This window comes from Bradyrhizobium sp. R2.2-H, from assembly GCF_004346455.1.
Classification (GTDB): domain Bacteria; phylum Pseudomonadota; class Alphaproteobacteria; order Rhizobiales; family Xanthobacteraceae; genus Bradyrhizobium; species Bradyrhizobium diversitatis.
The window spans coordinates 24,419-49,925 of the sequence record NZ_SMBR01000017.1 but is presented as its reverse complement, the minus strand read 5'-3'; the positions used below and the strand labels follow the sequence as shown (position 1 = coordinate 49,925).

The 25,507-nt window shown below is 60.2% G+C and carries 21 protein-coding genes and 4 pseudogenes; 11 read left to right on the top strand and 14 right to left on the bottom strand.

All coding sequences use genetic code 11. The features are described 5' to 3' along the window. The first annotated feature begins 199 nt into the window (after positions 1-199). Together EDE08_RS32655 and EDE08_RS32650 are read left to right on the top strand one after the other, a co-directional pair. Positions 200-1,099 (top strand): DUF3095 family protein, encoded by a 900-nt coding sequence (locus EDE08_RS32655; protein ID WP_131873583.1) that lies wholly within the window; start codon positions 200-202, stop codon positions 1,097-1,099. After that, complete coding sequence (locus EDE08_RS32650; RefSeq protein WP_131873585.1) at positions 1,009-1,320, top strand: DUF3095 family protein; 312 nt, start codon at positions 1,009-1,011, stop codon at positions 1,318-1,320. Before EDE08_RS32655 ends, EDE08_RS32650 begins: the two co-directional genes overlap by 91 nt. 143 nt (positions 1,321-1,463) lie before the next feature. Here EDE08_RS32650 and EDE08_RS32645 read toward each other — a convergent pair whose 3' ends face one another. The 10 genes and pseudogenes from EDE08_RS32645 to EDE08_RS32600 all read right to left on the bottom strand — a co-directional run bounded on the left by EDE08_RS32645 (position 1,464) and on the right by EDE08_RS32600 (position 13,336). After that, a complete protein-coding gene (locus tag EDE08_RS32645) occupies positions 1,464-2,486 on the bottom strand; it encodes an AraC family transcriptional regulator (protein ID WP_131873475.1) in 1,023 nt (340 codons plus the stop codon). Between the two features lie 357 nt (positions 2,487-2,843). Beyond that, positions 2,844-5,051, bottom strand: coding sequence for a xanthine dehydrogenase family protein molybdopterin-binding subunit (locus EDE08_RS32640; protein WP_131873477.1), 2,208 nt, complete (start codon positions 5,049-5,051; stop codon positions 2,844-2,846). A gap of 4 nt (positions 5,052-5,055) precedes the next feature. Beyond that, the gene (locus tag EDE08_RS32635; RefSeq protein WP_131873479.1) at positions 5,056-5,511 is read right to left on the bottom strand and encodes a (2Fe-2S)-binding protein; all 456 of its coding nucleotides are present in this window, start codon (positions 5,509-5,511) and stop codon (positions 5,056-5,058) included. 790 nt (positions 5,512-6,301) lie between these two features. Next, positions 6,302-6,598: pseudogene (locus tag EDE08_RS32630) on the bottom strand (transposase); the annotation flags it as partial. A gap of 156 nt (positions 6,599-6,754) precedes the next feature. Next, entirely contained in the window at positions 6,755-8,029 is a 1,275-nt protein-coding gene (locus tag EDE08_RS32625; RefSeq protein ID WP_245524948.1) for a lactonase family protein, read from the bottom strand. Positions 8,030-8,039: 10 nt separating this feature from the next. Continuing rightward, positions 8,040-8,552: a peptide-methionine (S)-S-oxide reductase MsrA gene (gene msrA, locus EDE08_RS32620; RefSeq protein ID WP_131873481.1), complete on the bottom strand. Its 513-nt coding sequence runs from the start codon at positions 8,550-8,552 to the stop codon at positions 8,040-8,042. Then, complete coding sequence (gene msrB, locus EDE08_RS32615; protein ID WP_131873483.1) at positions 8,549-9,007, bottom strand: peptide-methionine (R)-S-oxide reductase MsrB; 459 nt, start codon at positions 9,005-9,007, stop codon at positions 8,549-8,551. The genes msrA and msrB overlap by 4 nt, the downstream gene beginning before the upstream one ends. Positions 9,008-9,627: 620 nt before the next feature. Further along, positions 9,628-10,842 (bottom strand): DUF3095 domain-containing protein, encoded by a 1,215-nt coding sequence (locus EDE08_RS32610; protein ID WP_131873485.1) that lies wholly within the window; start codon positions 10,840-10,842, stop codon positions 9,628-9,630. A 382-nt stretch (positions 10,843-11,224) separates the two neighbouring features. After that, a pseudogene (locus EDE08_RS39740) lies at positions 11,225-11,728 on the bottom strand (MFS transporter); the annotation flags it as partial. A 1,209-nt stretch (positions 11,729-12,937) separates the two neighbouring features. Continuing rightward, positions 12,938-13,336 carry a hypothetical protein gene (locus EDE08_RS32600; RefSeq protein WP_131873487.1) on the bottom strand — a complete coding sequence of 133 codons (399 nt, stop codon included), beginning with the start codon at positions 13,334-13,336 and terminating at the stop codon, positions 12,938-12,940. A 561-nt stretch (positions 13,337-13,897) separates the two neighbouring features. Here EDE08_RS32600 and EDE08_RS32595 point away from each other — a divergent pair. The 4 genes and pseudogenes from EDE08_RS32595 to EDE08_RS38690 form a co-directional block, all read left to right on the top strand. Then, positions 13,898-14,080, top strand: a pseudogene (locus tag EDE08_RS32595) (urease subunit beta); the annotation flags it as partial. Positions 14,081-14,092: 12 nt separating this feature from the next. Further along, positions 14,093-15,172, top strand: a complete 1,080-nt coding sequence (locus EDE08_RS32590; protein ID WP_283810580.1) for an urease subunit alpha — start codon at positions 14,093-14,095, stop codon at positions 15,170-15,172. Further along, positions 15,066-15,389 (top strand): annotated as a pseudogene (locus EDE08_RS39430) (amidohydrolase family protein). The gene EDE08_RS32590 and the pseudogene EDE08_RS39430 overlap by 107 nt, the downstream one beginning before the upstream one ends. A gap of 5 nt (positions 15,390-15,394) precedes the next feature. Then, a complete protein-coding gene (locus EDE08_RS38690; protein WP_165936301.1) occupies positions 15,395-15,535 on the top strand; it encodes a hypothetical protein in 141 nt (46 codons plus the stop codon). A gap of 75 nt (positions 15,536-15,610) precedes the next feature. Here the strand turns inward: EDE08_RS38690 and EDE08_RS32580 are convergent, their stop codons facing one another. Continuing rightward, positions 15,611-16,417 (bottom strand): enoyl-CoA hydratase/isomerase family protein, encoded by an 807-nt coding sequence (locus tag EDE08_RS32580; protein ID WP_131873489.1) that lies wholly within the window; start codon positions 16,415-16,417, stop codon positions 15,611-15,613. A 114-nt stretch (positions 16,418-16,531) separates the two neighbouring features. On the opposite strand from EDE08_RS32580, the gene EDE08_RS32575 reads away from it, so the two are divergent. Further along, positions 16,532-18,088: a class I adenylate-forming enzyme family protein gene (locus EDE08_RS32575; RefSeq protein WP_131873491.1), complete on the top strand. Its 1,557-nt coding sequence runs from the start codon at positions 16,532-16,534 to the stop codon at positions 18,086-18,088. A 22-nt stretch (positions 18,089-18,110) separates the two neighbouring features. Here the strand turns inward: EDE08_RS32575 and EDE08_RS32570 are convergent, their stop codons facing one another. Further along, on the bottom strand, positions 18,111-19,049 hold the full coding sequence (locus EDE08_RS32570; RefSeq protein ID WP_131873493.1) for an IclR family transcriptional regulator: 939 nt from the start codon (positions 19,047-19,049) through the stop codon (positions 18,111-18,113). 164 nt (positions 19,050-19,213) lie between these two features. Here EDE08_RS32570 and EDE08_RS32565 point away from each other — a divergent pair, with 164 nt between their 5' ends. After that, positions 19,214-20,080, top strand: coding sequence for a MaoC/PaaZ C-terminal domain-containing protein (locus tag EDE08_RS32565; RefSeq protein WP_131873495.1), 867 nt, complete (start codon positions 19,214-19,216; stop codon positions 20,078-20,080). A gap of 5 nt (positions 20,081-20,085) precedes the next feature. On the opposite strand, the gene EDE08_RS32560 is transcribed toward EDE08_RS32565, so the two are convergent. Together EDE08_RS32560 and EDE08_RS32555 are read right to left on the bottom strand one after the other, a co-directional pair. Next, entirely contained in the window at positions 20,086-21,612 is a 1,527-nt protein-coding gene (locus tag EDE08_RS32560; RefSeq protein ID WP_131873497.1) for an acyl-CoA synthetase, read from the bottom strand. A gap of 40 nt (positions 21,613-21,652) precedes the next feature. Beyond that, a complete protein-coding gene (locus EDE08_RS32555) occupies positions 21,653-22,804 on the bottom strand; it encodes an acyl-CoA dehydrogenase family protein (protein WP_245524947.1) in 1,152 nt (383 codons plus the stop codon). 121 nt (positions 22,805-22,925) lie between these two features. On the opposite strand from EDE08_RS32555, the gene EDE08_RS32550 reads away from it, so the two are divergent. The 3 genes from EDE08_RS32550 (at position 22,926) to EDE08_RS32540 (ending at position 25,459) form a co-directional block, all read left to right on the top strand. Continuing rightward, the gene (locus EDE08_RS32550; protein ID WP_131873501.1) at positions 22,926-23,339 is read left to right on the top strand and encodes a Zn-ribbon domain-containing OB-fold protein; all 414 of its coding nucleotides are present in this window, start codon (positions 22,926-22,928) and stop codon (positions 23,337-23,339) included. A gap of 3 nt (positions 23,340-23,342) precedes the next feature. Continuing rightward, positions 23,343-24,482, top strand: coding sequence for a thiolase C-terminal domain-containing protein (locus EDE08_RS32545; RefSeq protein WP_131873503.1), 1,140 nt, complete (start codon positions 23,343-23,345; stop codon positions 24,480-24,482). Positions 24,483-24,544: 62 nt separating this feature from the next. Then, positions 24,545-25,459, top strand: a complete 915-nt coding sequence (locus EDE08_RS32540; protein WP_131873505.1) for an SDR family NAD(P)-dependent oxidoreductase — start codon at positions 24,545-24,547, stop codon at positions 25,457-25,459. Positions 25,460-25,507 lie beyond the last annotated feature (48 nt).

Below are 25,507 nucleotides of genomic sequence, written 5' to 3'. Positions count from 1 at the left end.
GGCTTCCGCAGCCCACGCCAGAGCGGCGCCGTGCTAACGGCGAATCTAAATTGTGCGTCCAGTCGTCCGTCGGGATCGCGGCGGCATAGCCCCCGATGGGTAGTGCGAGCTACGTCAAGCTCGATGCGCATGTCGCTGAGCCGGCGGCCCACACCGAGCTACGACGACGACCGAAGGGAGTGCAAATGACGGCGGATCGATCAGCGCCAGCTTTCGAACCCGGTCCTTCCAGATAAAGGTTGACCAAGAGGTCGAAGGTGACCGCTTCTATGAAGCGCTTGTGCGCTTCGACTCTTTTGATGACGTAGTGCGGCGAGATCGGTACAGCCCTCTACCTGATGACTGGATCATCGCCGTTACGAACGTCAGCCAGTCGACCGAAGCTATTGAACAAGGACGGTACCGTGAGGTGAATACGGTCGATGCGGCGGTTCTTTCTGCGGTAAGCAACGCACTACCCGATCTACAGTTTCCGTCTACGTTCGGAGGAGATGGCGCGAGCTTCGCCGCACCCGCCGCCTATTCGTCCATCATCAAGGATACGTTGGCAGGAACCGCCGCTGGGGCTGAAGACGCATTGGGTCTCACGTTGCGCATTGCGGTCATTCCTATTGCGGACATTCGTGCTCAGCAGTTGGACGTTCTGGTAGCCCGCTTCGCGCCGTCTGCGAATGTCACCTATGCGATGTATGCCGGCGGAGGAGTTGCCTGGGCCGAGCGCGAACTGAAGCAAGGTGCCTATACCGTCCCGCGCGCGCCCATGGGAGTAACAGCCGACCTCACAGGTCTTTCGTGCCGATTCGCGCCGATCGGTACCAAACGGGGCGTCATCTTGTCTCTTATCGTCGTTCCGCGCGATGATCCGACTTCATTCGTGGAACTCATACGGGAGTCCTGCGGACGCTCCGTTCAGATGAGCTCGGCCTACATCCATTGCCTGCCGAGGGCCGGCGGCCCGCATCGACCAGCGACCGTCTCGATCATGCCGTCAAGAAAAGCAGCCGAAAGATGCCCCTTGCGGCTTGGGCTGCGAAGTGCTTGCGCGCTGTTCGGCGCGGGTGGGCACCCTATTGCGAATCCCTGTTGGTGGCTTTCATGAAGTTAAGTTCCGACAAGAGCTTATGGAGAATACAGATTACCGAAAATGACGTCGAAGACGCACGTTTGGAAGAGGCTCAGCGGCGAGGCGCATGCTTTTTTGGAACGCATCGACAGTCGACCGCAAATCTTACCTGCTTTGTGCCATCACCCACGCGAGCTAATCACGTGCACTTCGTTGACGGTGCTTCCGGGGGTACGCTTTCGCCGCTGCCAACTTGAAGCGAAAGGTTGCGAGTGGAGTCGGTACAGAACGAACTCATGCTTTGGCTGGATACGTCCAACCCACCAGACATTCCGTCTAGGATGCTCAGGGGCATCCATCGTAGAATGGATAGCGCCTACCATGGGATCGCAGGTCGTTCTCAGATATCCTTCTGGGCCTTGCCTTCCTTGGCTGTCCGCCGATAGTCGCTCGGATCTCGATTGTACGCCTTTCGAAAAGCTCGCACAAAGCTTGAACGGCTCTCGTACCCAGCATTGTGAGCAATGACGTCGATCGACATCGTCGTTGTCGTCAAATTGATCGCAGCCTGGCGCATTCTCAAGTCTCGCAAGACGACCATCGGGGACTGTCCAAAGATGTCTGAGAATCGCGCCATGAACGCCGAGCGACTCAATCCTGCACTATGGGCCAAGCTCTGAACTGAATGGGCGGCTCCTGGCCGCGCCACCATATCTGCAAAAGCACGAGTGACCTGCCTGTCGGCAAGTATCGAGAATCGCTCAGTCCAACGCTGGGATGACCTGAGGGACCGTCGTACTAATGAGACAACAATTTGCTTGAGCAGAGACGCTGTCATGGCGCCAACGCCAACCTCCTGTTGTAGCAGCTCGTCCATAGCCTCGCGGAGTTTCAGATCAATCTTGTCCGCTGGCTCGAACTGCTCGATCACAGGTTCGCGGAGTTCTCCGAACAGCCTGACAGACTGACCAAAGGATGCATTAAAGAAGCCGCATATCTGAATGATTTCGGGTTTCTCATTCGGCACTGCGACGCGGAGGATGCCGTCTTGGCGGGTCCAGCAGTCTCTCGATATGAGCTTCGGTGGGCCACGTCCACCGTCGACCTCGATCGTGAACGGAGTGTTTGGCGGCACGATGATAAGCAAATGAGGATTCAACGGCATCTCGGGTCCGCCGTTGATCGATATGCGCCCCTCGCCACTCAAATTGTAGTGGATCCCGGGTGCGTCAATCATTCCCATTTCGACTCTATGGCCGTGAGGCACCAGAAGTTCAGTCAGCGCGATGACATCGATGTCGAGCCCCTGCATCAATTTGTCGACGTCTGTTGTAGACAATTTGTTGATAGTAGAGCCCATGGCCAGCGAAACGTTCTGCCCGAAGAGAGCTGTCTGTGTTGGAACCGCTTTCGAAGTGTACATGACTATAGTAGCCCTTTCTTGCTCGGCTACCGGTGCCGATGCTTCGGAAGCCCGTTCTCCCGAAGATCATGCCAGTTCGCGCCACTGACTGACCGTCTTCCCGAACCCGAATGAGTAATCATGACCGGAACTCCGTAGCATGGAAGTGAAATTCCTGCAGATCAATCCTGAGCTGCCTTCAGATCGAGGCTGACAACAATACGGTCTTCGACGCCATCACGCAGGCTGCTGCGGGCAAGCCAACAAGTTGTACTGAGCCACTTCGTCTCTCGCCAAGCCGATAGTCGTTATGCACGGCGCTTTAGTCCCGGACCATCATACCGCGCGCTGCGACGCGCGCGGGATGACAAGCAAGGACTAAGACGACGACTTCAGCAAATTTGTATCGATTGGCAGGCTGCGCACACGCTTGCCGGTCGCGGCGAAGATCGCATTGGTCACCGCCGCACTGACAATGGCTGTCGGAGCCTCACCAATGCCACCTGGAGCTTCTGCGTTCTTGATCAAGTGCGTCTCCACTAGCGGCACCTCGTCGATGCGCATCGGCACATACGTGTCGAAATTGCTCTGCTCGACGCGGCCATCCTTGAAGGTGATCGAGCCATGAAGCGCAGCGGTCAGTCCGAAAAGCGTTCCGCCTTGGATCTGTGCTTCGATCGTATCTGGATTGACGTACATGCCGCAATCAATCGCACAGACGATCCGCTTGACTTTGACTGAGCCGTCGGGCGCCACTTCGACCTCGGCGACCTGCGACGTGTAGCTTCCGTATGCGAATTGTACCGAAATCCCGCGGCCATGCCGTGCGGGAAGTGGTGATCCCCATCCTGCCTTTTTCGCAGCATGCGACAGAACAGCAAGCGCTCGTGGATTATGGCCAAGCAATCCCTTGCGATAGGTGACGGGATCCTGCATCGCGGCATGCGCGAGCTCATCTATGAAGCTTTCGACCACAAAAACGTTGTGAGTCGGTCCGACGCCGCGCCACCAAGAGGTCCGGACACCACGGGGCTCGACCTGGACAAAGTCGACATGGATATTGGGCAGCGCATAGGGCGGCTCGGCCGCCGCTTCGACGGCATCGGGGTCCAATCCGTCCTTGAAGTACGGGGGATAATAGCGAGCCATGACTGAGGAGCCGGCGATCCGATGCGTCCAGGCAACGGGCTTGCCGGCCGCATCAAGCCCGGCCGACAGCCGATCGAGATAATATGGCCGATACATATCGTGTTGGATGTCTTCCTCGCGGCTCCAGATCACCTTGACCGGGCCGTCGACGTGCTTGGCGATTTTGACAGCGAGGATCGTGCCATCGGCTTCCAGCCTTCGGCCGAAGCCGCCGCCAATCAGATGATTGTGAATTTTGATCGCATCGTTTCGCAAGCCGGTGAGTTCGGCCACCTGGGACTGCGTGATCGTAGGCGCTTGCGTCCCGACCCAAATGTCGCAACGATCCTTCTGCAGATGAACGGTACAGTTCATCGGCTCCATCGCCGCATGGGCCAGGAAAGGCACCTGATAGATAGCGTCAACTCGTTGCGCTGCCTCCGCAAGTGCCTTCCCTACATCACCGACGTTGCGGGCAACCGCGCCCCGCTTCTCGGATTCCTCCTCCAATTGTTTGACGATATCGGCGTTGCTGATCTTGCCGTTCGGCCCGTCGTCCCACGTGATGGCGGCGGCCTCGAGCCCCTTCTTCGCCGCACCCATGTGATCCGCTACGATGGCAACAGCTTCATCGATATTGACCACCTTTCGCACGCCCTTCACCGTCAGCGCGGCCGTCTCGTGGACCGTTTTCGTTTTACCACCGAGCACGGGTGAAATGGCAACCGCCGCAACCTTCATGCCCGGCAGTCGGGTATCGATGCCGTAGAGCGCGCGCCCATCGACCTTTATTGCTGAATCCACGCGCTTGGCACGCGTGCCGATCAGGGTGAAATCCTTCGGATCCTTCAATTTGATGTTTGCCGCAGGCGTCACCGGCAATTTCGCCGCGGCCTTCGCAAGCTCGCCGTAGCTCAGATGCTTCAAGCCTGATGCATCGAAAACGACGCCGTCCTTGGCGCGGCAGGTTGCTGGATCGACATTCCAGTGCTTTGCGGCTGCCGCGATCAACAGACTACGACCCACAGCCCCTGCCTGACGCAGCGGTGTCCAGAAGGCCCGGACAGAGGCGGAACCACCTGTATTTTGAATGCCTATGATCGAATTGACGTAAAGCGCATGATTGGGTGGCGCATGCTGAACCTGAATCTGATCAAGCTTCACTTCCAGTTCTTCAGCGAGAAGCATCGTAAGCGATGTGTAAACCCCCTGTCCCATTTCGATCATCGGAATGACCAGAGTCACGGCGCCGGTTGGATTGATCCGTATAAATCCGTTCGGCGCGAAAGTACCCGTGACCTCGTCTTCGGCCACCTGCAAAGCGGGCGCCGCGAAGACAGACTCCGTGCTTGCACCGGTCAGCGCAAAGCCAAGTAGCAAACCTGTACCCTGAAGAAGGGCGCGCCGCGACATCGCTGTTTCATTGACAATTGGCTCTTTCAGAACAAGCTCATCCATGATCTCAAACTCCTGCAGCGTGCTTGATCGCGGCGCGGATGCGCTGATAGGTACCGCATCGGCAGACATTGCCCGACATGGCAGCGTCGATGTCATCATCCGTCGGTTTCGGTTTGTCCTTCAGCAGCGCCGCCGCCGACATGATCTGGCCTGATTGGCAGTAGCCGCACTGCACCACCTCCAACTCTAGCCACGCCTTCTGCAAGGCCGCGCCCTGTGGCGCCTGGCCGATCGCTTCGATCGTGGTGATCGCGCTGTCGCCCACGCTGTCGACAGGCGTCTGGCAGGAGCGCACCGGCTGACCGCCGACATGCACCGTGCAGGCGCCGCACAGCGCCTGGCCGCAGCCGAACTTGGTCCCGGTCATGCCGAGTACGTCGCGTAGTACCCACAAAAGTGGAATGTCGCCATCAACATCGACCTTATGGGGCGTGCCGTTGATCGTTAACGTGAAAGCCATGGATCCCTCTTGAGCGCGTTGGAGAGAGCAGCCGACGAACATCGCGCATTAGAAGTCTTCGGCAGGACCAGATTGCCCAACGCGGTATCTTCGGAAGATCGAAGTTGGACTGAGATTGCGCTGGGCGGTACTCGACGAAATCCGCGACGCTAGTAGCCATTCATCGCAGCATGGGACGAAGATTTCCAATGTCCGGCATGTATAGTTTCCATACCAGCGGGGAATACTGCTACGACGGCCTCTCTGCCGTTGTAAATTTAGGGGAACGTGCACGACGCACTGCTGAATAGTGCGGGCATTCTGTGGAAAGCGCTGCTCGACCAGACGACATTGGAGATGTGGAATGAGTTGAGCGCGGTAAGCTTGGTGACGCAGTCTGCACCACGCGCCTCTGCCGCCATCATGATAGGAATAGTGACATTGACGCGCGCACTGCCCCCAGGACTGCCCGACGACCCAATTCGCGTCGATGTAGACCCCGGTACCGCGGACATGCCGATGGTCCTAGGAAGTGATAAAGTTCTTAGCCGGTGGGTATTGGCCACGGATCAGGGCGCGCTGCATCCTCTTGGATTGTAGTTTGGCTGCCAAGGATCAAGCCTGTGAATCGGCGCAGGGGGCAGGTTGTTGCAGGTATCGGCAGTAACGCTCTGAAGGCGGTTAAGAAACGCCAGTCGATATGGGGTCACCGTCGGCGCCGATCGGGACCTCTCATGACGCAGATTTCCTTATTCGCCACAGGGCATTGCCGGCGTTAGTTCAAGGCGCCCAGTTCGGTGCCGATTCACAAATAGCCCTCATACTGGAGGCGCTCGGCGGCTGTTAGCAGCTTGGGATCGATCGTGGTCGCGCGAATGACGATGCGTATCTGCCGCATCGATTTGCAGACGGCATCAAGGAAGGCCCGACTGGCGTTCTCCATCAAATGCCAACGGTCGGCGACCTGCACCGCGTGCGGCAGGGCCTTTGCTGTTGCTTCGCCATATCCACCGCCACGATCGCGAGCGACGACCGAGATCGTGGGATGAGCCGCCAGCCAGGCTTGGGCGGTTGCGGGCTCACGATCCGGCAGCAAGGTAGCTAGCCGCTCTTCACGGATGACTCATTAAGCCCGTCGTTAGAGATCGCGAAGACTATCTTGCGATCAACTGATCTTGCCGCAAGATCCAAGAGTGCGCTGCCAGACTTGATCTCAGTGGGAGTGGCTTAATTTTAACTGGTCCCGCGGTCCGTCGGAGGATGTCTAGAACCCTGCGAGGCCTTGGGGGCTGTTATAAGGGATCGGGTTTCGACCAATCTCTGTCAGTTTGCCGCTCGTCTTGTCGAGGCTGTAGCTGACAAGCACCTGGGCATTTCCAAAGATCTGGTAGAAGTAACGGTCATCGGGAGTCAACCAGCTGTCGCTGGGGCCACTGCTGACGAGCCCGTTCACAGCGCGAAAGGTACCGTCACCCGATATCGCCTTGTTGGCCGGGTCCTGGAGAAGGCTCAACCGGCCCTTTTCAAGGCGGTAAGTCGAGACCGTTCCGTACCCGAAGTTGGTCGCGAGCACCAGCGAGTTGTCAGATGTCACCTGTAGCCAGCATAGCTCAGATGGCTTCCCGAGCGCGGTATGGATTGGGGCCAACTGGCCGTCTGTCACGCGACCCTCGCCATTAATGCGGCTCACGAGCACGCCGTCTCCTACCGCAAATCCGTTCAGGAAGGTATCGCTACTCCGGTTGAGGAATGCGATGTAGAATGGCCCTGCGCCGCCGGCATTGGAAAAGGAGGCCTCTCCCAGCGTGCCGTCATCGCGCACTGGGAATATCACGAGCCCGTCTGGGTCGGGGGCGTTCGCCACGACCAGATTGGGCGACCCGTCCGAACTGATGGCCGGACGGGAGTCGAAGAGTATATCAACCAGCAGGAAACGGCCGTCGGGCGATAGGACTGCTTGTGTCGATACTCGATCGGTTTTTGTCGCGCTGTTTACAGAGTGGCGCTCCGGGCGCAGCTTCAGCTTACCGTCCTGGGCAACCGTGTATGTCCGGAGGTGGTTGGGGCCGAAGGCATGGAGCACGTATAATGTTCGACTTTGGGGGCGGTAGGCGAGCGACTTTGCCGTTCCGCTGCGCCCGGCCACGGGCTCGCCAGTCGATTGCCGATCAATAACATTCAGTTTGCCGTCTGGGCTCACTCGGAAGCTTGTCACGCTATTGTCGCCGCCGTTTGTCGTGAACAGCAGGGTGTTGGATTCGGCTAGGATCACGCTGCCAGCGCCCTCGAATGCGTTAGGCGCGCTCATCTGGCCGCTGATCGGCTTGAAGACCCCCGAGCCAGTGCCCCCCGTAGGGATACTCTTGAGTAGTTTGAGTTGCCCGTCTGCGTTCCGACCGAAGTGCATGATGCGGTTCTGAACTTCATTAGTCTGCATGTAGACGTGGCCTACAAGTTCCGACGCGCGAGCTTCTATTTGGGGAAGTCCGAGCAGACATAGCATTGTAAGAAGGAAATTTGACGACAGGGTGCGAGCCATATGGTTCTCCTTAGGCGCCAGTCCTGACTGGCAGTTTCCAATGCGGGCGGACGAAGTGGCAGGTGTAGCCATTCGGAAAGCGCTCCAGGTAATCCTGGTGTTCGGGCTCGGCCTCCCAAAAATCCGCGGCGGGCAAAATCTCGGTCACAACCTTGCCCGGCCACAGCCCTGAGGCTTCGACGTCAGCGATGGTGCCCTCGGCGACGCGGCGCTGCTCCTCGTTCGTATAGAAAATCGCGGACCTGTAACTTGTACCTCGGTCGTTTCCTTGCCGGTTGAGCGTCGTCGGGTCGTGGATCTGGAAGAAGAATTCGAGCAGGTCGCGAAAGCTCGTCTGGCTGGCGTCGAACGTGATCTCGATCGCTTCAGCGTGCGTGCCATGATTGTGGTAGGTGGCGTTTTTGACGTCGCCGCCCGAGTACCCGACCCGCGTTGAGACGACGCCGGGTAGGCGACGCACCAGCTGCTGCATTCCCCAGAAGCACCCCCCTGCCAGAACCGCGCGCTCTATAGTCGCCGTCATTCACAGTCCTCCTGTTTTGAGAATAAATTTGAGTACCTGCCGTATCCCTGACTCTCCAATTGATCACGGTGGATGAATCTCAAGAAAGCTGAGTTTATGCAGTACCTCAACCCGCCCTTGTCGCGGGGCCCGTCCGGGAAGACGTGGCCAAGATGGCTGTCGCCGTGCTTGGAGCGAGCCTTGGTGCGCGTCATGCCTTGCGCACTGTCAGCTTTTTCAGCGACGTTTGCGGCCTCGATGGGTCGTGTGAAGCTGGGCCACCCCTTCCCGCTTTCGAACTTGTCTAAAGACGCAAAGAGCGGCTCGCCCGAAACCACGTCGACGTCGAGACCAGGCTCCTTGTTATCCCAGTATTCGTTGGCAAAGGGACGCTCGGTCCCATCAGTCTGGGTGACGCGGTACTGCTCGGGAGTCAACTTCGACACAGCTTCTGGATTTCTCCTGTAGGTCGGCATTCGCCGTGCTCCTCTTTGTTTTGAATTGAAGACCCAATCATAGGGGGTACGAAAATTGTCCCGAACTTTCCCTCCGATACGATCGATCCAAGTCGATCAAAAGGCTCATCGACCCGTTATCGGCGTGCAGTCGGTTCCACCGCTCCATTGATCTTTCGCGGAGCTGCCTGGCTTATGAGTCGTCGACTTCGGAAACTCCGGTCTATGCTGTGACGAGCGTCGTAAAACCGCCAATTCCCTTCTGGAATGCGTTCGATAACTCCTTTGTTACGTCGTCGTGGACTATTGACGAGGTCGTGGCGCCTTATTCGAGGCTCGCTAGGTTCGTGTGGAGGTGCTTCCTTGATGGCGATTTGTTTCCGCTGGGGAGGGGGCCTGTTCTGCGGCAAGACCTGATCGGACACGAGCAAGTAGCAGAGCCACAGTCGATCTGCGTTTCAGCCGGAAAGATTGAACGATGATGTCGCTAATCCTGGACTCGCTTTTGAAAAAGAACGTCCCACGAACTGGTTCTATGACTTCTCAACGGCAAGTCGGCGACCGAGATGCTGCTACTTGACTCATAAACGAGATTATCGGTCGGCAGCCTGGAGTCATGCTTCGTAGAGTTCCCTTAAGAGTTAAGCCTCTTCCCTCATGGAAGCCGCTTTACCTGACTTGAGTTTGGCCGCCGCCGCGGCATAACCTCCGTCTGCCCCATCAACAAAGTGAACGTGATCTGATCGGATATTTGAAGAAATATAACAGGTGAGGTACGCGCTCGTCTGACGGTGTGTCGCCGCTACACAAATACCAGAAAGCTGAGCCGAGAGCAGTCGAGCTTCAATGGCGTCTGCTATTTCCAGCGAACAATCAACAGTCATTTTGAGGCCATCATCGAACTTTCTGAAATCCGTATTCTTCGAAATATTTCGCCGATAGTCGAGGGGATCGAACCGGCCAATACGAATGCCTGCAGAAAGAATGGCCCGAGTCTTGATCGCTCGTAGTCCATCCGCGAGCGCCGTTAGGAGATTCGTGTGGGGCAAGCGCTTACTGAGCAATCTCGGGAGCTTGCCTCCGAGCCACGGTGGTAGCGGACCGCGCTCAGGCAGTGGATGTCCTGACCGATGGGAAGAAAATTCAATTAAGGCTAAGACATCGGCTACCAAGGCCGCGTACGACCTCTGCTCTCCGAACGGAATGGCGATGATAGAGAGAATGGTACCATGCTCAGTAGGGATTGGTCCGAATCCGCAATAGAGCCCAGATAAGTCGGGCTTGGCGTTCGACGTTGCGGGGCTTATGCCGAATTGTCCTTTTTTAAGTTGTCTCTCCGCCCAGGCCACGCCGCCGCCGCTGAACATCGCGTATGAAACGTTATCGGACGCGGCATATCGTGCAGTTCGAACATCGTGACCGGCTGCGCGGATCGCCCACAAGGGGACGATCGCCACTCGAAGTAAAAGATCAAGAGTGTCATCTGCCCATGCCGCAGTTTGTGCCAGCGCATACTTTACCGTATCAAGATGCTTGCCGGGGATAGCTACCGTCGCTCCGTCGCCGCCGAACACATAAGGAAAACTAAGGTTAGGCAACGCGTTGGTTATGGCGACCAGGACCGCAGCCCCTACGGTGTTTACGGCTTTATATCGACCGGTCTTAATCGCCTTCGTCGACTGGGCGACATCAGCAATTCCGAGGAACCAATCATCCGGTAAAGGGAGGTAGCGGTCGAAATGCGCTATCTGGGAGAAATTATCGAATGGCCTCACACTGGCGTAGAAATCCTCTGTAGGAGCACTCTCTGTTTTCGTGCTTGAAAAGGTGATTTTATTCGCCGGTCTGCCGGTCATGGTATCTCGGGGTGAAATCACCTGCTCGCTCCTTTGTTGCAAAGCCCAACCTCTCGGAATAGACGGATATGCGCTGAGCGCCGCCGCGGGAAATCACCTGTTGCCATAAAGACCATAGACGATCGTTATTGCGGCACCGCGCGCGCTTTCGGAATTACTGGCCACCCCGGCTCGCTGTTGCCGGCCACTGACGCCACCAGCCTTTTCCGTCGTGATCGCGTTACGACTAATCGAATGGATCGCACCCACGAATTTCAGAGCGGATCGCGACAGTCCGATAGATGCGCGCTGGGCCTCAATTCGCGTTCAGGGTAGCGCCCGAGATCACGTAGGCGTAAGTGAAAGCGGACGTTACGTGCGTGTGACGCGGGCCCGTCGCGCCCTAGCGTCGAATCGATTGCGCTATTGACGCCAGAGCCCGTTCCGGCGTGATCTGGGTCAACCGACGTGAGCACGAGCGTGGTAAGGGGAGGTTGATCAGTGCCGCTCCTAGCCCGCCGAGTCCGAATGTCGACATAGCAGCGCCACCAACATCTACGGGGGCATCGCTAGTCCGAGGTGTACTGGGTAACCACAAGGCGCCGGCGGCGAGCGCCCTGACGACGACTGGTAGGAACATCAGAAATGCTATTCGCCAAGAACTGTGATCGAGAGTTGCGCCGGCGATCGCGGGTGCGACGCCGCTAAAGACAGCCGCGGCGGCAGACCGGATGCCAACTGCACGGGCTTTCTTGTCGGCCGGAAATGCTTTTCCAAGTATGGAAAGGCTGTTGGGCAGGATCACCGGTTCTCCCAGACCTTGCAGGAAGCGGCCAACGACGAGTGGCGCGAAACTCGGCGCTAGCCCGCTTGCGGCCGCGCCCACGCCATAGAGTGCGATCCCCCCAAAGAAAGACCTGCTTCCGTCCTAACCGGTCACCGAAGGCGCCGGCGACCAATGTCAGGGCCGCGAGTGGCAAGAGTTCAGCGTTCATCAACCATTGCAGATTGAGTGAAGAAAGCTGCATGTTGCGGCTAATCGGTGCGAGCGCGACCGTCACGACGGCACTGCCGGCAAAGACAAGGCAGCCGCCTAAGCTCGATGCGCCGAGCACCCTCATATTGCTCCTGGGGCCCACGACCTCTGGCTCCGAAAGCGCTTGGCCCCACTCGCTAAGTGCTTGGGACGCGCCGCTCACAATCAAATGCCCCAAAATGCACTTGCGGGTGGCAGAGGACGAGTCTTAAGTCGAGCCGACGCATTCGTGGCAAGTCTGAAGTATCGTCGTAACCAGAGTGCATCTTCGACTGGAGCCACGACGCGGTGCTGCTGAGCGGCACCATGGAAGTCTTTCAAATAGACAGTGGTCTTCCTCAGGTCGGACGCATGTTGATCACTGTGCCAACGACAAAGCATAGGGATCCGATGAGGTAGAGCCAGTTCGCTAAATTTTCCATGCGACATCCCGTGATTTGATGGTTGGGGCTCCAAAATCTGTTCATTCGGCATATATCCTCATTTGGCCCGGGCCGCTTCCATCACTCAAGCAGCAGCTCAGCAATCCGCGTGCTGCCGAGTGTTGGCGCCGTAGCCAGCAATCGTTGTCCACCGCAGTCCTCACCGGCCGTAATAGAACCCGGGTAGCAAAAGATCCGATCTGATTGTCAAACATTGAATGTCGCCGAAAGCGATGATCCGATCGCGGGCGCCTTAAGATCGGCGCCGACCAATACCATGCATGTGACGGTCTTTGAGTCTTCATGGTAGCTCGCTACTATACCCACCAGCCGAGAATGCCCCTCCAATGCTGGCGATGAAAAAGCCTCTGGCTATAGGGTCGATCGAGGATCGTTATCTCGGCTGCGCCGTTTATGCGATAGTGAGTAATTTGACCAGAGGCAGCTGCGGAGATCCATTTTCGGATCATCTAAGCCAACTTAGGGCTGCGTTGGGGCAGTGAGTATGGCCGGAAGCCAAGACCGAAATCGATCCAGTTTGCTTGATCAGACAGCGTCCTCGTATTTCCCAACCTCAGCAGTGCACTCCGTGAAGCCAGCATTCGATGGACTGATCGTCGCGAACGGATAACGCTACCGCACCTCTTGGACGGATATCTCAATTGCTGTGACGCATATACCATCCCGAAGTTGCCGACGAATCTTCAGGTGCGTTGAGGACGGATGTCGTGAACAGGATAGCTGCGGCGAGCAGCCAGTAGTACTGGGCATCGAATTGAGCAAACGTAAAGGCAAACGGCACGACAGCAAATACAATGCCAACCGCCCGATCGACCCAAAGGTGTAGCCAGTAAGGAATGATGCGGACCAATCCCGTGGGATGGTCGGTCATGGCAGCCAAGAGTAGCGCTGCGATACCGACAAAAACCGAAAGCCACATTGCGAAGGGTCTACTCTCGCCGAGAGTCAGCACGAACGGTGCCATGATTAAGACGCCCGCGACGGGATAATCTATCAAATAGGCGTGGAAAGACTTTGTGATGAAGCGAAATGACATCGATGACTCCTGCGCGATTGGCCGGCCCTTGCGCGGCCGAGACTGCCTCCGTCCAAGAGGACGGTGGGCCGCCCTATGGCAGCGGACACTCCGCACAACCGTCGCCAGTTCGTTTAAGCGCATTGATAGTTAAGCCGAAACGCCAATAGTTAAAAATTCCGCGTCGTTATCGTTTCTATTCCATTTCATCGCCGTGGAGCGACGAAATGGCGACTAGTGTTGCTCGCCCTTGCACGTTGAGTGTACCGGTTCATATATCCGCCGGGGCCCCAAGAGCATGACATCCCTGGTTGGAATGAATGTCGGGCTGAATAGAACGGAATCATCGAACACAGGTCGGAGATCTCGGAATGTTCGGACGTAAACCTAGGGCGCCAGCTTGACGGGCGGCCGGCTCAGGCTGGCAGAAGTGAGCCAGCGCTCTCGAGATTATGGTGCGGTGAGACATCATCGGTAGTACGCGGCTGCAGCGTGCCTATCGCTAAGGGCGAACGGGATCCCCGGCGTTCCTGATAGGCGCTTTCGGGCCGCTGCCGCTGAGTCAATAACGGCGGGAAGCGTCGGGCCGTTGCCCGTGGCTGCCGCCTCGATATCCCGGCCGGGACTGCCGTGAGGGTTGAGCCGGGGCAGTCGCGCGAGGTTTCATTGATTCCGTTTGCCGGAGCGCGGCGCATCTACGGCTTCAGCGGCGGCGTGATGGGCCCTCTTGAATCGAGTACCGGCGCCTCTCGCCTCAATGAGTGAGGGAGAAAAACGATGTCAGTCACGATGAGCCGCAGAGCCTATGCGCAGATGTTCGGCCCGACTGTCGGCGACAAGGTGCGTCTGGCGGACACCGACCTGTTCATTGAGCCCGAGAGGGACTTCACGATCTCTGGCGAGGAGGTGAAGTTCGGCGGCGGCAAGGTCATTCGGGACGGGATGGGACAGTCGCAGCAGCGCGCGCGGGGAGCAGTCGATACGGCCATTACCAATGCGCTGATCCTGGATCATTGGGGAATCATCAAGGCCGACATTGCGATCAAGGACGGACTCATCGCCGGCATCGGCAAGGCGGGTAACCCCGACACACAGCCGGGGGGTGTCGATCGTTATTGGACCGGGGACGGAAATCATCGTGGGCGGGGGCAAGATCATCACCGCCAGAGGGATACTCACATTCATTTCATATTCCCTCAGCAGATCGAGGAAGCGCTTTTCTCGGGCGTGACGACCATGATGGGCGGAGGCACCGGACCCGCCGCGGGAACAACGGCAACGACCTGTACCCCGGGGCCGTGGCACATCCATCGCATGCTTGAGGCGCTGGACCCCTTCCCCATGAATTTCGGCATTTTCGGCAAAGGCAATGCCAGCGTATCCGAGGGCCTGGTCGAGCAGGTCGAAGCCGGGGCATGCGGCCTGAAGCTGCACGAGGACTGGGGTGCAACGCCGGCAGCCATCGATTGCTGTCTCTCCGTTGCGGACGACATGGATGTGCAGGTCATGATCCACACCGACTCCCTCAATGAGGGTGGGTTTGTCGAGAGCACGATCGCTGCGTTCAAGGGCAGGACGATTCACGCCGCCCACACCGAAGGGGCGGGCGGCGGCCATGCGCCGGACATCATCAAGATCTGCGGTGAGAACAATATCATCCCCGCCTCGACCAATCTGACGCGCCCCTACACGGCGAACACGCTAAGAAGCACTGGATATGCTGATGGTGACCCATCATCTCGACCGCCGTATCCCGGAAGACGTTGCCTTTGCGGAAAGCCGCATAAGGAAGGAGACGATTGCCGCCGAGGATATCCTGCACGATCTCGGCGCGTTCTCGATCGTGTCGTCGGATAGTCAGGCAATGGGACGCGTCGGCGAGGTGATCACGCGTACCTGGTAGACCGCCGACAAGATGAAGAAGCAGTTCGGCCGGATGTCGGAGGTGGCCGGACAGAATGACAATTTCAGGGCTCGGCGCTACGTCGCAAAATACACCATCAACCCAGCGATTACGCAGGGAATGTCGCGCTACATTGGCTCGCTCGAGGTCGGAAAACCGTACGCCGAATAACAGCCATGGCCGCGACCGTCACATGGAGCCAGCTGAGCGAGGTCCCGAAGGCCCCGCCGGCGGTCACCGTAACCTTTTCGGGTGACAAACCGAAGATCGTCGCGATCTCGGCCTGCTCACTGACGACGAACTGGGGCTTGCTCTAAATCTTCAGAAAGTCGTCGTTCCTCCTGGCGATCGTCCCATGCGGTTCCATCGGATTGTGGTTCTCGCGCGCGACCTTAACGGCTGCGCGTGACCTTCCGGAAATCCGGCTTCCGCTTGTGCAGAAATGCATCGACGCCCTCGGCAAATTCGCGGCTGCCGAAGGCCACGCCCTGCGCGAAGGCTTCTGCCGCGAAGAAATCCTCGATCGTTCCGTAGGCGTTGTTCAGCAGCGTCTTGGTCAGCCCAAGCGACGTCGCCGGCCCGGCGGCCAGTTCCTTGGCAAGCGCCACAGCCTCCTCGAGCAAGGTGGCGGATGGAACCACCCGCTTGGCGATGCCGATCGACACAGCTTCAGCAGCCTCGACGCGGCGATTGGTCAGCAGGATGTCCTTAGCGCGCGACGAGCCGATGGCCCGCGGCAGCGTCAGTGCGAGGCCGAGATCAGGCGCCGCACCGAGGCCCGGAAAGGCCGCGCGGAAATATCCCCTGTCGGAAACGAGAACGAGGTCGCAGAGCAGGGCGAGTGAAAAGCCGGCCCCGGCAGCTGCGCCGTTGACCGCCGCCACGACCGGCTTCTCCGCGGTGAGGAGCCTCTTGGCCCATGCATGTGTGGCTTGCATCCGCTTTCTGACGCTGGGCGCATCGCGCTCCCCCATGTTGTTGATGTCGCCGCCCGCGCAGAATGCGTCGCCAGTCCCAGTGATGACGAGGCAGCGGATCGTCCGATCGCCGAGCAATTCGGGAATCCCGGTTACGAGCCTCTGTTTGACGCGGAGTTCGAGTGCATTCCGTGTGGCGGGACTGTTGAGCCGCACAACGACGACGTCCTCCTGGCGTTCGAACAGGACAGCTTCGCCGTCCCTCGTCATGTCTGATGTCATCTGGTTTCCACCCATATCGCTGTCATTCTGCTATATACAGCACTCTCGGGATTTGCGAAATTCATTTTCGCAGTGCTAAGAGAGCGCTCAAGGGACGGAAGCGCAGAGGACCACATGAACTTGACGGCAGGACTCCGCAGAGCGGCATCCTTCAGGAGCACCACGACCGCGCTTGTCGCGGGCGAGCTTCGCCTGACCCATGGAGAGCTGTTGGACCGGGTCTCGCGGTTGGCGTCCTCGCTCCGCAAGCTTGGCGTCGGACCGGGGGACCGCATCGCGGTCCTGGCCGTCAATGGCAATCACTACGTCGAGTGCTACTTTGCTGCGCTGTGGGCCGGCGGCGTCGCGGTGCCGGTGAATTCGCGCTTTTCGCTCGCCGAGATAATCGAACAGGTGCGTGACGCGGAGCCGACAGTGCTGATCTGTGATGGAATCTTCCTGGAGAACGCGGTGCAGGTCATGGAGGCCTGCTCCAGCCTGACCGCGCTCGTCGCGGCATCCGGAGGGCAGGGCTTGCCGAGAACGCACGACTACGAAGCGTTGGTCGCGGAGGCCGCAGCCTGCGAGGACGCGCTCCGAAGCGGCGATGACCTCGCGTGCATCTTCTATACCGGCGGGACCACGGGCAAGGCCAAGGGCGTCATGCTGAGCCACCGCAATTTGTGGGTCAACGCCATCGTGACCTCGATGAGCTTCGGCTTCGGCGAGTTGACGGTCGCCCTGCATGCGGGACCATTGTTTCATCTGGGTGCCGGCGCGCGCGTCTACACGACGTCTCTCATGGGCGGGCAGCACGTCGTCATTCCCCGTTTCACGCCGTCGGATGTGCTGGAGGCGATCGCCAGGCACAAGGTGACGGTCGCGACATTCGTGCCGACGATGCTCGGCATGATCCTGCAACTACCCGACCTCGATAGGTACGATCTCTCCAGCCTGAAGCTGATCACCTATGGCGCCTCGCCGATGCCCGAGGCGGTTCTCGGCGAGTGTCTTCACCGCTTCCCGGGAATCCGCTTCGCGCAGTCATACGGGATGACGGAGCTGTCGCCGGTTGCGACGATCCTCGGGCCGGATGATCATCTGCCGTCGGCTCCAAGGCATCGTCTGCGCTCGGCCGGCCGACCGATCGTTTCGGCTGAAGTGCGGATCGCGGATGCGGACGATCGCGAGGTGAAGCGAGGCGAGGTCGGCGAGATCCAGGTGCGGGGACCGATGGTCATGATGGGCTACTGGCGGCAGCCTGAACTCACCGCGAAAGCGCTGCAGGGCGGATGGATGCATACCGGCGATTCCGGCTATTTCGACGATGACGGCTATCTGTATGTCTCCGATCGCATCAAGGACATGATCATCACCGGCGGCGAGAATGTCTATTCGATCGAGGTCGAGAACGCGGTCGGCTCGCACCCCGAGGTGCTGCAGTGCGCCGTGATCGCCATACCGCATCCGAAATGGGGCGAGGCGGTCCACGCCGTCGTCGTACGGCGTCCGGGATCATCGCTGTCGGTGGCCGATATCATCGCGCATTGCCGGGCGGTCATCGCGGACTACAAATGCCCGCGCAGCATCGAGTTTCGCGATGATCCGCTGCCGCTGTCCAGCGCCAACAAGGTCAACAAGGAGGCGCTGCGCAAGCCGCATTGGGACGGGCATGCCCGCCGCGTGAACTAAGCGGTGTGTCCGCGCCGGCGCCTCAAGCGCCGAGCGAGGCGCTGATTTTCTTCGCCGCGGCGGCAATGGCAGGACCATATTCGTGCTCGAGCTGTTCCTGCGAGACCAGGTAGGCCGGTCCGCCGAAGCTCAACGCGTACACGGTTCCGCCACCCGGCGGAATGATGGCTGCGCCGACCGCATTGATGTCCTTGCGCCACTCTCCTGCCGACGTGCAAAATCCGCGCTTCTCGATCTCCCCGATGGAGCGTTCGACCGACTTCACGATCGTACGCCATTCGCTTCCATGCTGCTTGCTGATCTCGGAGAGAATCTTGTTCCGTTCGTCTTCACTGATGGCCGCGAGGTAGGCCTTGCCGATGGCGGTGATCGCCATCGGTACGCGGGAGCCCGACGGTAGCCGCAGACCCACCAGGCCGTGGCCTTCGCAAGTTTCGATGTTCAGGATCATGAGCTGGTCGCGTGTGCCGAGCGCGACGTGCAGATTGTTGGTCTCCGCCAGTTCGGTCATGATCGGCCGCGCGATGTTGCGGACGTCCAGATTGGCAAGCGCGGCGTAGCTCAGCGAAATGGCGCGGCTACCGAGCTGATAGGTCGTCGACCGCGCATCATAGGAGAGATAGCCGAGCTGGGTCAGCGTATGCGTGATCCGCGAGATGGTCGGCTTCGGCAGGCCGGTCCGCTCCGCAAGCTCCTGGTTGCCGAGCGCGCGGTCGCGGGCACGAAACGCGCTCAGCACGTCGAGGCCTCGCGCGAGCGCGGATACGAACAGGCGGCCGCCGGCATCGTCGGCCTCGGTCTCGGTCGAGCGTGGGCGTCTTGCCGCGCGCTGCAGCTGCTGCTTGTCGGCTCGCGGCCTGGTTTCGGCTTCGCCGGCTCCGGCCTGCGCCATGCCTGCAGCCTTCTTCGATCCGGCCGGGCTGGGGCTTCCAGTCCGGGGATTTCGCTTCCTGTTCGTCATTCTCTGCTCCAGCGGCACGAAGGTCCTGCGTGCGCTTGTCCACCTCGTTTGTTCTGCAATCCGTCGAATTCGTCAACCAGCAAATGCGAAAATCGATTTCGCATATTGTCTTCGCGACCTGCCGATGGCAAGTTTCCCGTCAGCTCAACAGGAAAACACCGACAATGGCGATCGACCTCCAAGCGCTGCGCAACTGGCCCATCCCGACCATCGAGCAGACCTACACCGAGCGCGATACGATGTTGTACGCGCTCGGCGTCGGCCTCGGCTCGGATCCGCTCGACGCACGCCAGTTGCAATATGTCTATGAGGACGGTCTCAAGGTTCTGCCCTCGATGGCCGTGGTCCTCGGATATCCCGGCTTCTGGATCGGCGATCCCCGGACCGGAGCCGACTGGCGCAAGGTCTTGCACGGCGAACAGGGCTTTGAAATCTTCAAGCCGTTGCCTGCGAAGGGCTCCGTGGTGGGACGTTCGCGCGTCACCGGCCTGATCGACAAGGGCGCGGACAAGGGCGCGGTCCTTCTGTCGGAGCGCGACGTGGTCGACCGCGAATCCGGCGAATTGCTCTGCCGGTTGACCTCGACCACGATGCTGCGTGGCGATGGCGGTTTCGGCGGTCCGGCGGGGCCGCTGCCGGCGCCGCATTCCCTGCCGGAACGGGCGGCAGATATCGTCTCCAGCATCAAGACGCTGCCGCAGGCCGCGCTGATCTATCGTCTCTCCGGGGATTACAATCCTCTCCATGCCGATCCGGCCGTGGCGAGAAAGGGCGGCTTTGAACGGCCGATCCTGCATGGCCTTTGCACTTTCGGCGTTGTGTGCCGCGCGTTGGTCGAGATGGTGTGCGGCGGCGAGCCGTCGCGGCTGACCAAGATGCAGGTCCGCTTCAGCTCGCCAGTCTATCCGGGCGAGACGATCGTCACCGAAGCCTGGACCGACGGTGCCGGCGCAGTCTCCTTCCGGGCCAAGGTCGCTGAGCGCAACGTCGTCGTCATCAACAACGGGCTCGCCAGCGTCGCGGCCATGTGAGCGCGTCAGATACTCCGGCCTGAATTCTGCCAATAGGGATCGCGCAAACGTCTCTTGAATATCTTGCCGGAGTCCTCGCGCGGCAACGAGGACCTGAATTCGAAATATTTGGGTACCTTGTAGTTTGAGAGCAACGACTTCAGACCCGCGCGAATTTCGTTCAGATCGGGATTCGCGCCGGCCACGGGTTCAATCACGGCCATCAGCGCCTCGCCGAACTCTTCGTCCGGGATGCCGAACACCGCGCAGTCGTGAACTCCGGGCAGCGACTGCAGCGCGGCTTCGACTTCAGCAGGGTAGATGTTGACGCCGCCCGAAATCACCATGTCGCGCTTGCGATCGGAGATGAACACATAGCCGTCGTCGTCGATATAGCCGACGTCGCCGCTCGTGATCAGGCCGTCGCGCTCGATCTCGCGGCGCTTCTCCGGCTGGTTCTGGTAGGTGAAGTCGGGGTTGTAGCTGGTCCTGCTGTAGATCTCGCCGACCTCGCCGCCCGGTAGCCAGGCGCCCTTGCCGTCGAAGAAGCGCAACTCGCATCCGTCGAGGACGCGCCCGACCGTGCCCGGCTTGCGGCGCGCATCCTCGGGGGTGGCGAAGGTTATCGCGCCGGATTCGGTGCTGCCGTAATATTCGTGGATCACCGGTCCCCACCAATCCAGCATCTGCCGCTTCACGTCGGGCGGGCAGGGCGCCGCGGCGTGAACGACGTGGCGCAGCGAGGACAGATCGTATCTGGTGCGGACCGCTTCGGGGAGGCGCAGCAGCCGCACGAACATCGTCGGCACCATCAGCGCGCAGTCGATCCGCTCCCGTTCGATCAGTTCGAGAAGTGACTCGGCGTCGAAGCGCGGCATCAGGACCAGCGCGCCGCCCAGACGACCGGCGCGGAGCGCGAACGCGTTCGGGGCCGAGTGGTAGAGCGGCCCGGGCAGCAAGGCGCGAACGCCCTGACGCAGGCCGTAGACGGTCTCGCGCACCCGCTCGTTCCTGGCGATCTGCTCCGGCGCGGGAGGATCGCGCCGAACGCCCTTGGGGTGTCCGGTCGTGCCCGAAGTATAGATCATGCTCGCCGGTGCAGGCATGGTCGGACCGTCATAGGGCTCCTGGACCGAAAGCCAGGCTTCGAAGTCCTCGCCGTCGGGCGGAGTGATGGTCTGCACGCCGAAAGCGGTCGCGATTTCCTGCGGCACTTCGACACAGAGCCGAGGGACTTCGCGGGGAATGACTGTGCCGAGCGCGTGCAGCAGGTCGGCGTGTCCGACAAGGACCCGCGTCCCGGTATCCCCGACCACGTAGGCGACTTCGTCGGGCTTGAAATGCCAGTTGATCGGAACGGCGTAGCCTCCGATCAGCATCACGGCATAGGTGATCTCCAGAAAGGCGATGTCGTTGCGCATCAGGATGCTGACGCAGTCACCCTGCCGGACGCCGAGGCGATGCAGTCCGCCGGCGATTTGTCGAACCCTTTGCCCAACCGCGTCGAACTGACGCGAGCGCGTTCCGCTGATCAGCCCGTTTGACGTGCCCATCCTGTGCTCTCCCTGGAATTCCCGTTGCTGCCGGACAGTGTCACGAGGCTGGCTGCAGCGACCTTGCAACAAGCTCGCGCATGATCTCGTTGGAGCCGCCGTAGATGCGGCGGACCCTGGCGTCGGCGTAGGCGCGGGTGATGGGGTATTCCAGCATGTAGCCGTAGCCGCCGTGCATTTGCACGCACTGGTCCACCACGCGGCACTCGAGCTCCGTCGACCAGTATTTGCACATCGCGGCCGCCTCGACGTTCAACTGGCCCTGAAGATGCAGTTCCATGCACCGGTCGAGGAACACGCGACCGATCTGAACTTCCGTCTTCATTTCGGCCAGCTTGAACCGGTTGTGCTGGAAATCCGCCAGTGGCTTGCCGAAAGCCTGGCGCCGATGGGTGTAGTCGATGGTCCATTCGATGGCGGCTTCAGCGCCGGCAATGGCCGTGATTGCGACGAGCAGCCTCTCCTGCGGAAGTTCGTGCATGAGGTAACGGAAGCCGCGCCCCTCCTCGCCGAGCAGGTTCTCCACGGGAACGCGGACATTGTCGAAGAACAGTTCGGAGGTGTCCTGAGCCTTCATGCCGAGCTTCTCGAGGTTTCGGCCTCGCGCAAAGCCGGCGCTGCTGCTCTCGACCAGGAGCAGGCTGATGCCCTTGGATCCGGTGCGCGGATCGGTCTTGCAGGCGAGGATGACGAGATCGGCAAGCTGTCCGTTCGTGATGAACGTCTTCGAGCCGTTTACCACGAAGACGTCGCCATCACGGACGGCCGTGGTGCGGATCGCCTGCAGATCGCTTCCGGCGCCCGGTTCGGTCATCGCCAATGCCGCGACCGTTCCTCCGGACGCCATCCGAGGCAGCCATTTCTCTTTCTGCGCCTCGCTGCCGTGGTTGAGGATGTAGAAGGCCGCGATGTCGGAATGCACGCGGAAGCCCGGTCCGTTGAAGACGGCGCGCGACAGTTCTTCGGTCACGATGGCGCTATGCAGGAAATCGCCGTCGCCGCCGCCATATTGCGCGGGAATTGACGTGCAGAGCAGGCCGGCCTCGCCGGCGCGCCGCCACAGATTGCGGTCGACAACACCGTCCTTTTCCCACTGGGCGTGAAACGGCGCGATCTCCCGCTCGATGAACTTTTTTACCGTGTCGCGGAAAAGCTGGTGGTCGGGTGTGTAGATCGCTTGAGGAATGGCCATCTCGGCTCCGCTTGTCATTTGCGAAATTGATTTTCGCAAAATTGACATTTGCGGTTCTGCATGGCAAGTCCGGTGTGAACTGGAAATCCGGAAAGCGATTCCGGGAGCGAGGAGGATACGAATGTCAGCGCCGATGCGCGCGCGTCCAAAGCCGACGCCGGAGACCCAGCATTTCTGGGACGGCACGAAAGCGGGCGAATTGCGCCTGCAGCGCTGCGACGCCTGCGCGCATGTCTACTTCCCGCCGCGCCCGTTCTGCCCCTCCTGCGCCTCGCGCAAGGTCTCGGTCTTCAAGGCCAGCGGCAAGGGCTTTCTCTACAGCTACGTGATCAACCATCGCCCCGCCGCGCCGGGCTTCACGCCGCCTTACGCCATCGCCGTGGTCGAGCTCGACGAGGGCCCGCGGATGATGAGCAACATCATCGACTGCCCGCAGACGCCGGAGGCGCTCGAGCTCGATATGAAGCTCGAGGTCGCGTTCCAGGAGCTCGACGACAAGATCACCCTCCCCGTCTTCCGTCCGGCGAAGGGATAAGCCATGCGCAAGAACCAGATTGCCGTCGTCGGCGCGGCCGAGACCACCGAGCTCGGCGTCATCCCCAACGCTTCTCAGCTGCAGCTTCACGCCGATGCGGCGCTCAATGCCATCGCGGATGCCGGGCTGAAGCTGTCCGACATCGACGGCTTTGCCACCGCGGTCGAGACGCCGCAGCAGGTCTGCCACTATCTCGGCATCAAGCCGACCTGGGTGGACGGCACCTCGGTCGGCGGCTGCTCGTTCATGCTCCACGTCCGCCATGCCGCAGCGGCGATCGAGGCAGGCCTGTGCAAGACCGTGCTGATCACCCATGCCGAGAGCGGCAAGTCGATGATCGGCAAATTGCCGCGCTCGACGCCACCGGACAGCCTCAACGGCCAGTTCGAGGCGCCCTATGGCGTCTATGGCCCGCCCAGCATGTTTCCGATTCCCGTGCTGCGCTTCATGAAGACCTGGGGCATCACCCACGAGCAACTGGCGTCGGTTGCGGTGGTGCAGCGGGAATGGGCGGCGAAGAATCCGCGCGCGATGATGAAGGACCCGATCACGGTCGCCGACGTGCTCAACTCGCGCATGATCGCCTATCCGTTCCGCCTGCTTCAGTGCTGCCTCGTCACGGACGGCGGCGGCGCGCTGATCCTGACCTCCGCGGACCGCGCCAGGGACTTTCCGCGCAAGCCCGTCTATATCATGGGCACCGGCGAGAGCGTGGAGACGCCGATGGTCAGCCAGATGGAGACCTTCAATTCCTCGCGCGCGTTCAAGACCGCAGGGCCGCTGGCGTTCAAGGAGGCCGGCATTGCCCACAAGGACGTCGATCATCTCATGATCTACGATGCGTTCGCGCATCTGCCCCTGTTCGGCCTCGGCGATCTCGGCTTCATGCCCTATGAGGAGACAGGCCAATTCATCGCGGACGGCAACACGCGTCCCGGGGCCAAGCTGCCGCTCAACACCAATGGTGGCGGATTGAGCTACATGCATTCGGGCATGTACGGCATGTACGCGCTCCAGGAGAGCGTCCGCCAGATGCGCGGCATCGCGCCGGCACAGGTGCCGAACGCGAAGATTTCGGTGTGCCACGGCGTCGGCGGCATGTTCGCCGCTAGTGGCACGATCGTGTTTACGAACGAGAGATAGTGCCTCGTCGTTCCGGATCCTTCGCAAGATCCCGGAATGATGGACACGGAGGAGACAGCCACATGACAAAACTGCTTCAAGACAAGGTCGTCATCGTCACCGGCGCGGGCCGCGGCATCGGGCGCGAGATCGCGCTGCTCTGCGCGGCACAAGGCGCCAAGGTCGTGGTCAACGACCCCGGCGGAGCGCCGGATGGTGCCGGGACCAATGCCGCGCCGGCGGAAGAGGTCGTGGAAGAGATCCGCAAGGCCGGCGGCACGGCAGTGGCGAACTTCGAGACCGTTGCCGAAGCCATTCCCGCGAGCAAGATCGTCAAGCAGGCGGTCGACACCTACGGTAAGCTCGACGGCGTCGTCAACAATGCCGGTATTCTGCGTGACGCAATTTTCCATCGCATGAGCGTGGAGGCCTTCGAAGCTGTCATCAAGGTCCACCTGATGGGCTCGTTCTACGTCAGCCACGCCGCTGCACGGCTGTTTCGCGAGCAGGAGTCGGGCTCCTTCGTGCACTTCACCTCGACCTCCGGCCTGATCGGTAATTTCGGACAGGCCAACTACGCCGCCGCGAAGCTCGGCATCGTCGGCCTGTCGAAGTCGATCGCACTCGACATGAACCGCTTCAACGTCCGCTCCAACTGCGTCTCGCCCTTCGCCTGGAGCCGCCTCATCGGCACGATCCCGACCGAGACCGACGCAGAAAAGGCCCGCGTCGAACGCATGAAGCGGATGGGTCCGGAGAAGATCGCGCCGCTCTCGGCCTTCCTGCTGACGGATGCGGCAAAGGACGTTACCGGGCAGATCTTTGCGGTGCGGATGAACGAGATCTTCCTGATGGGACAGTCGCGCCCGATCCGCTCGGTGCAACGGAGCGAGGGCTGGACGACCGAGACGATCGCCGAGCACGCGATGCCGGCGCTGAAGGGCTCGTTCTACAAGCTCGACCGCTCGGCGGACATTTTCAGCTGGGACCCGATCTAGAGTTCGCATATAAGACCGCGCCTGCAAGTAACGACCAACAAACATCGA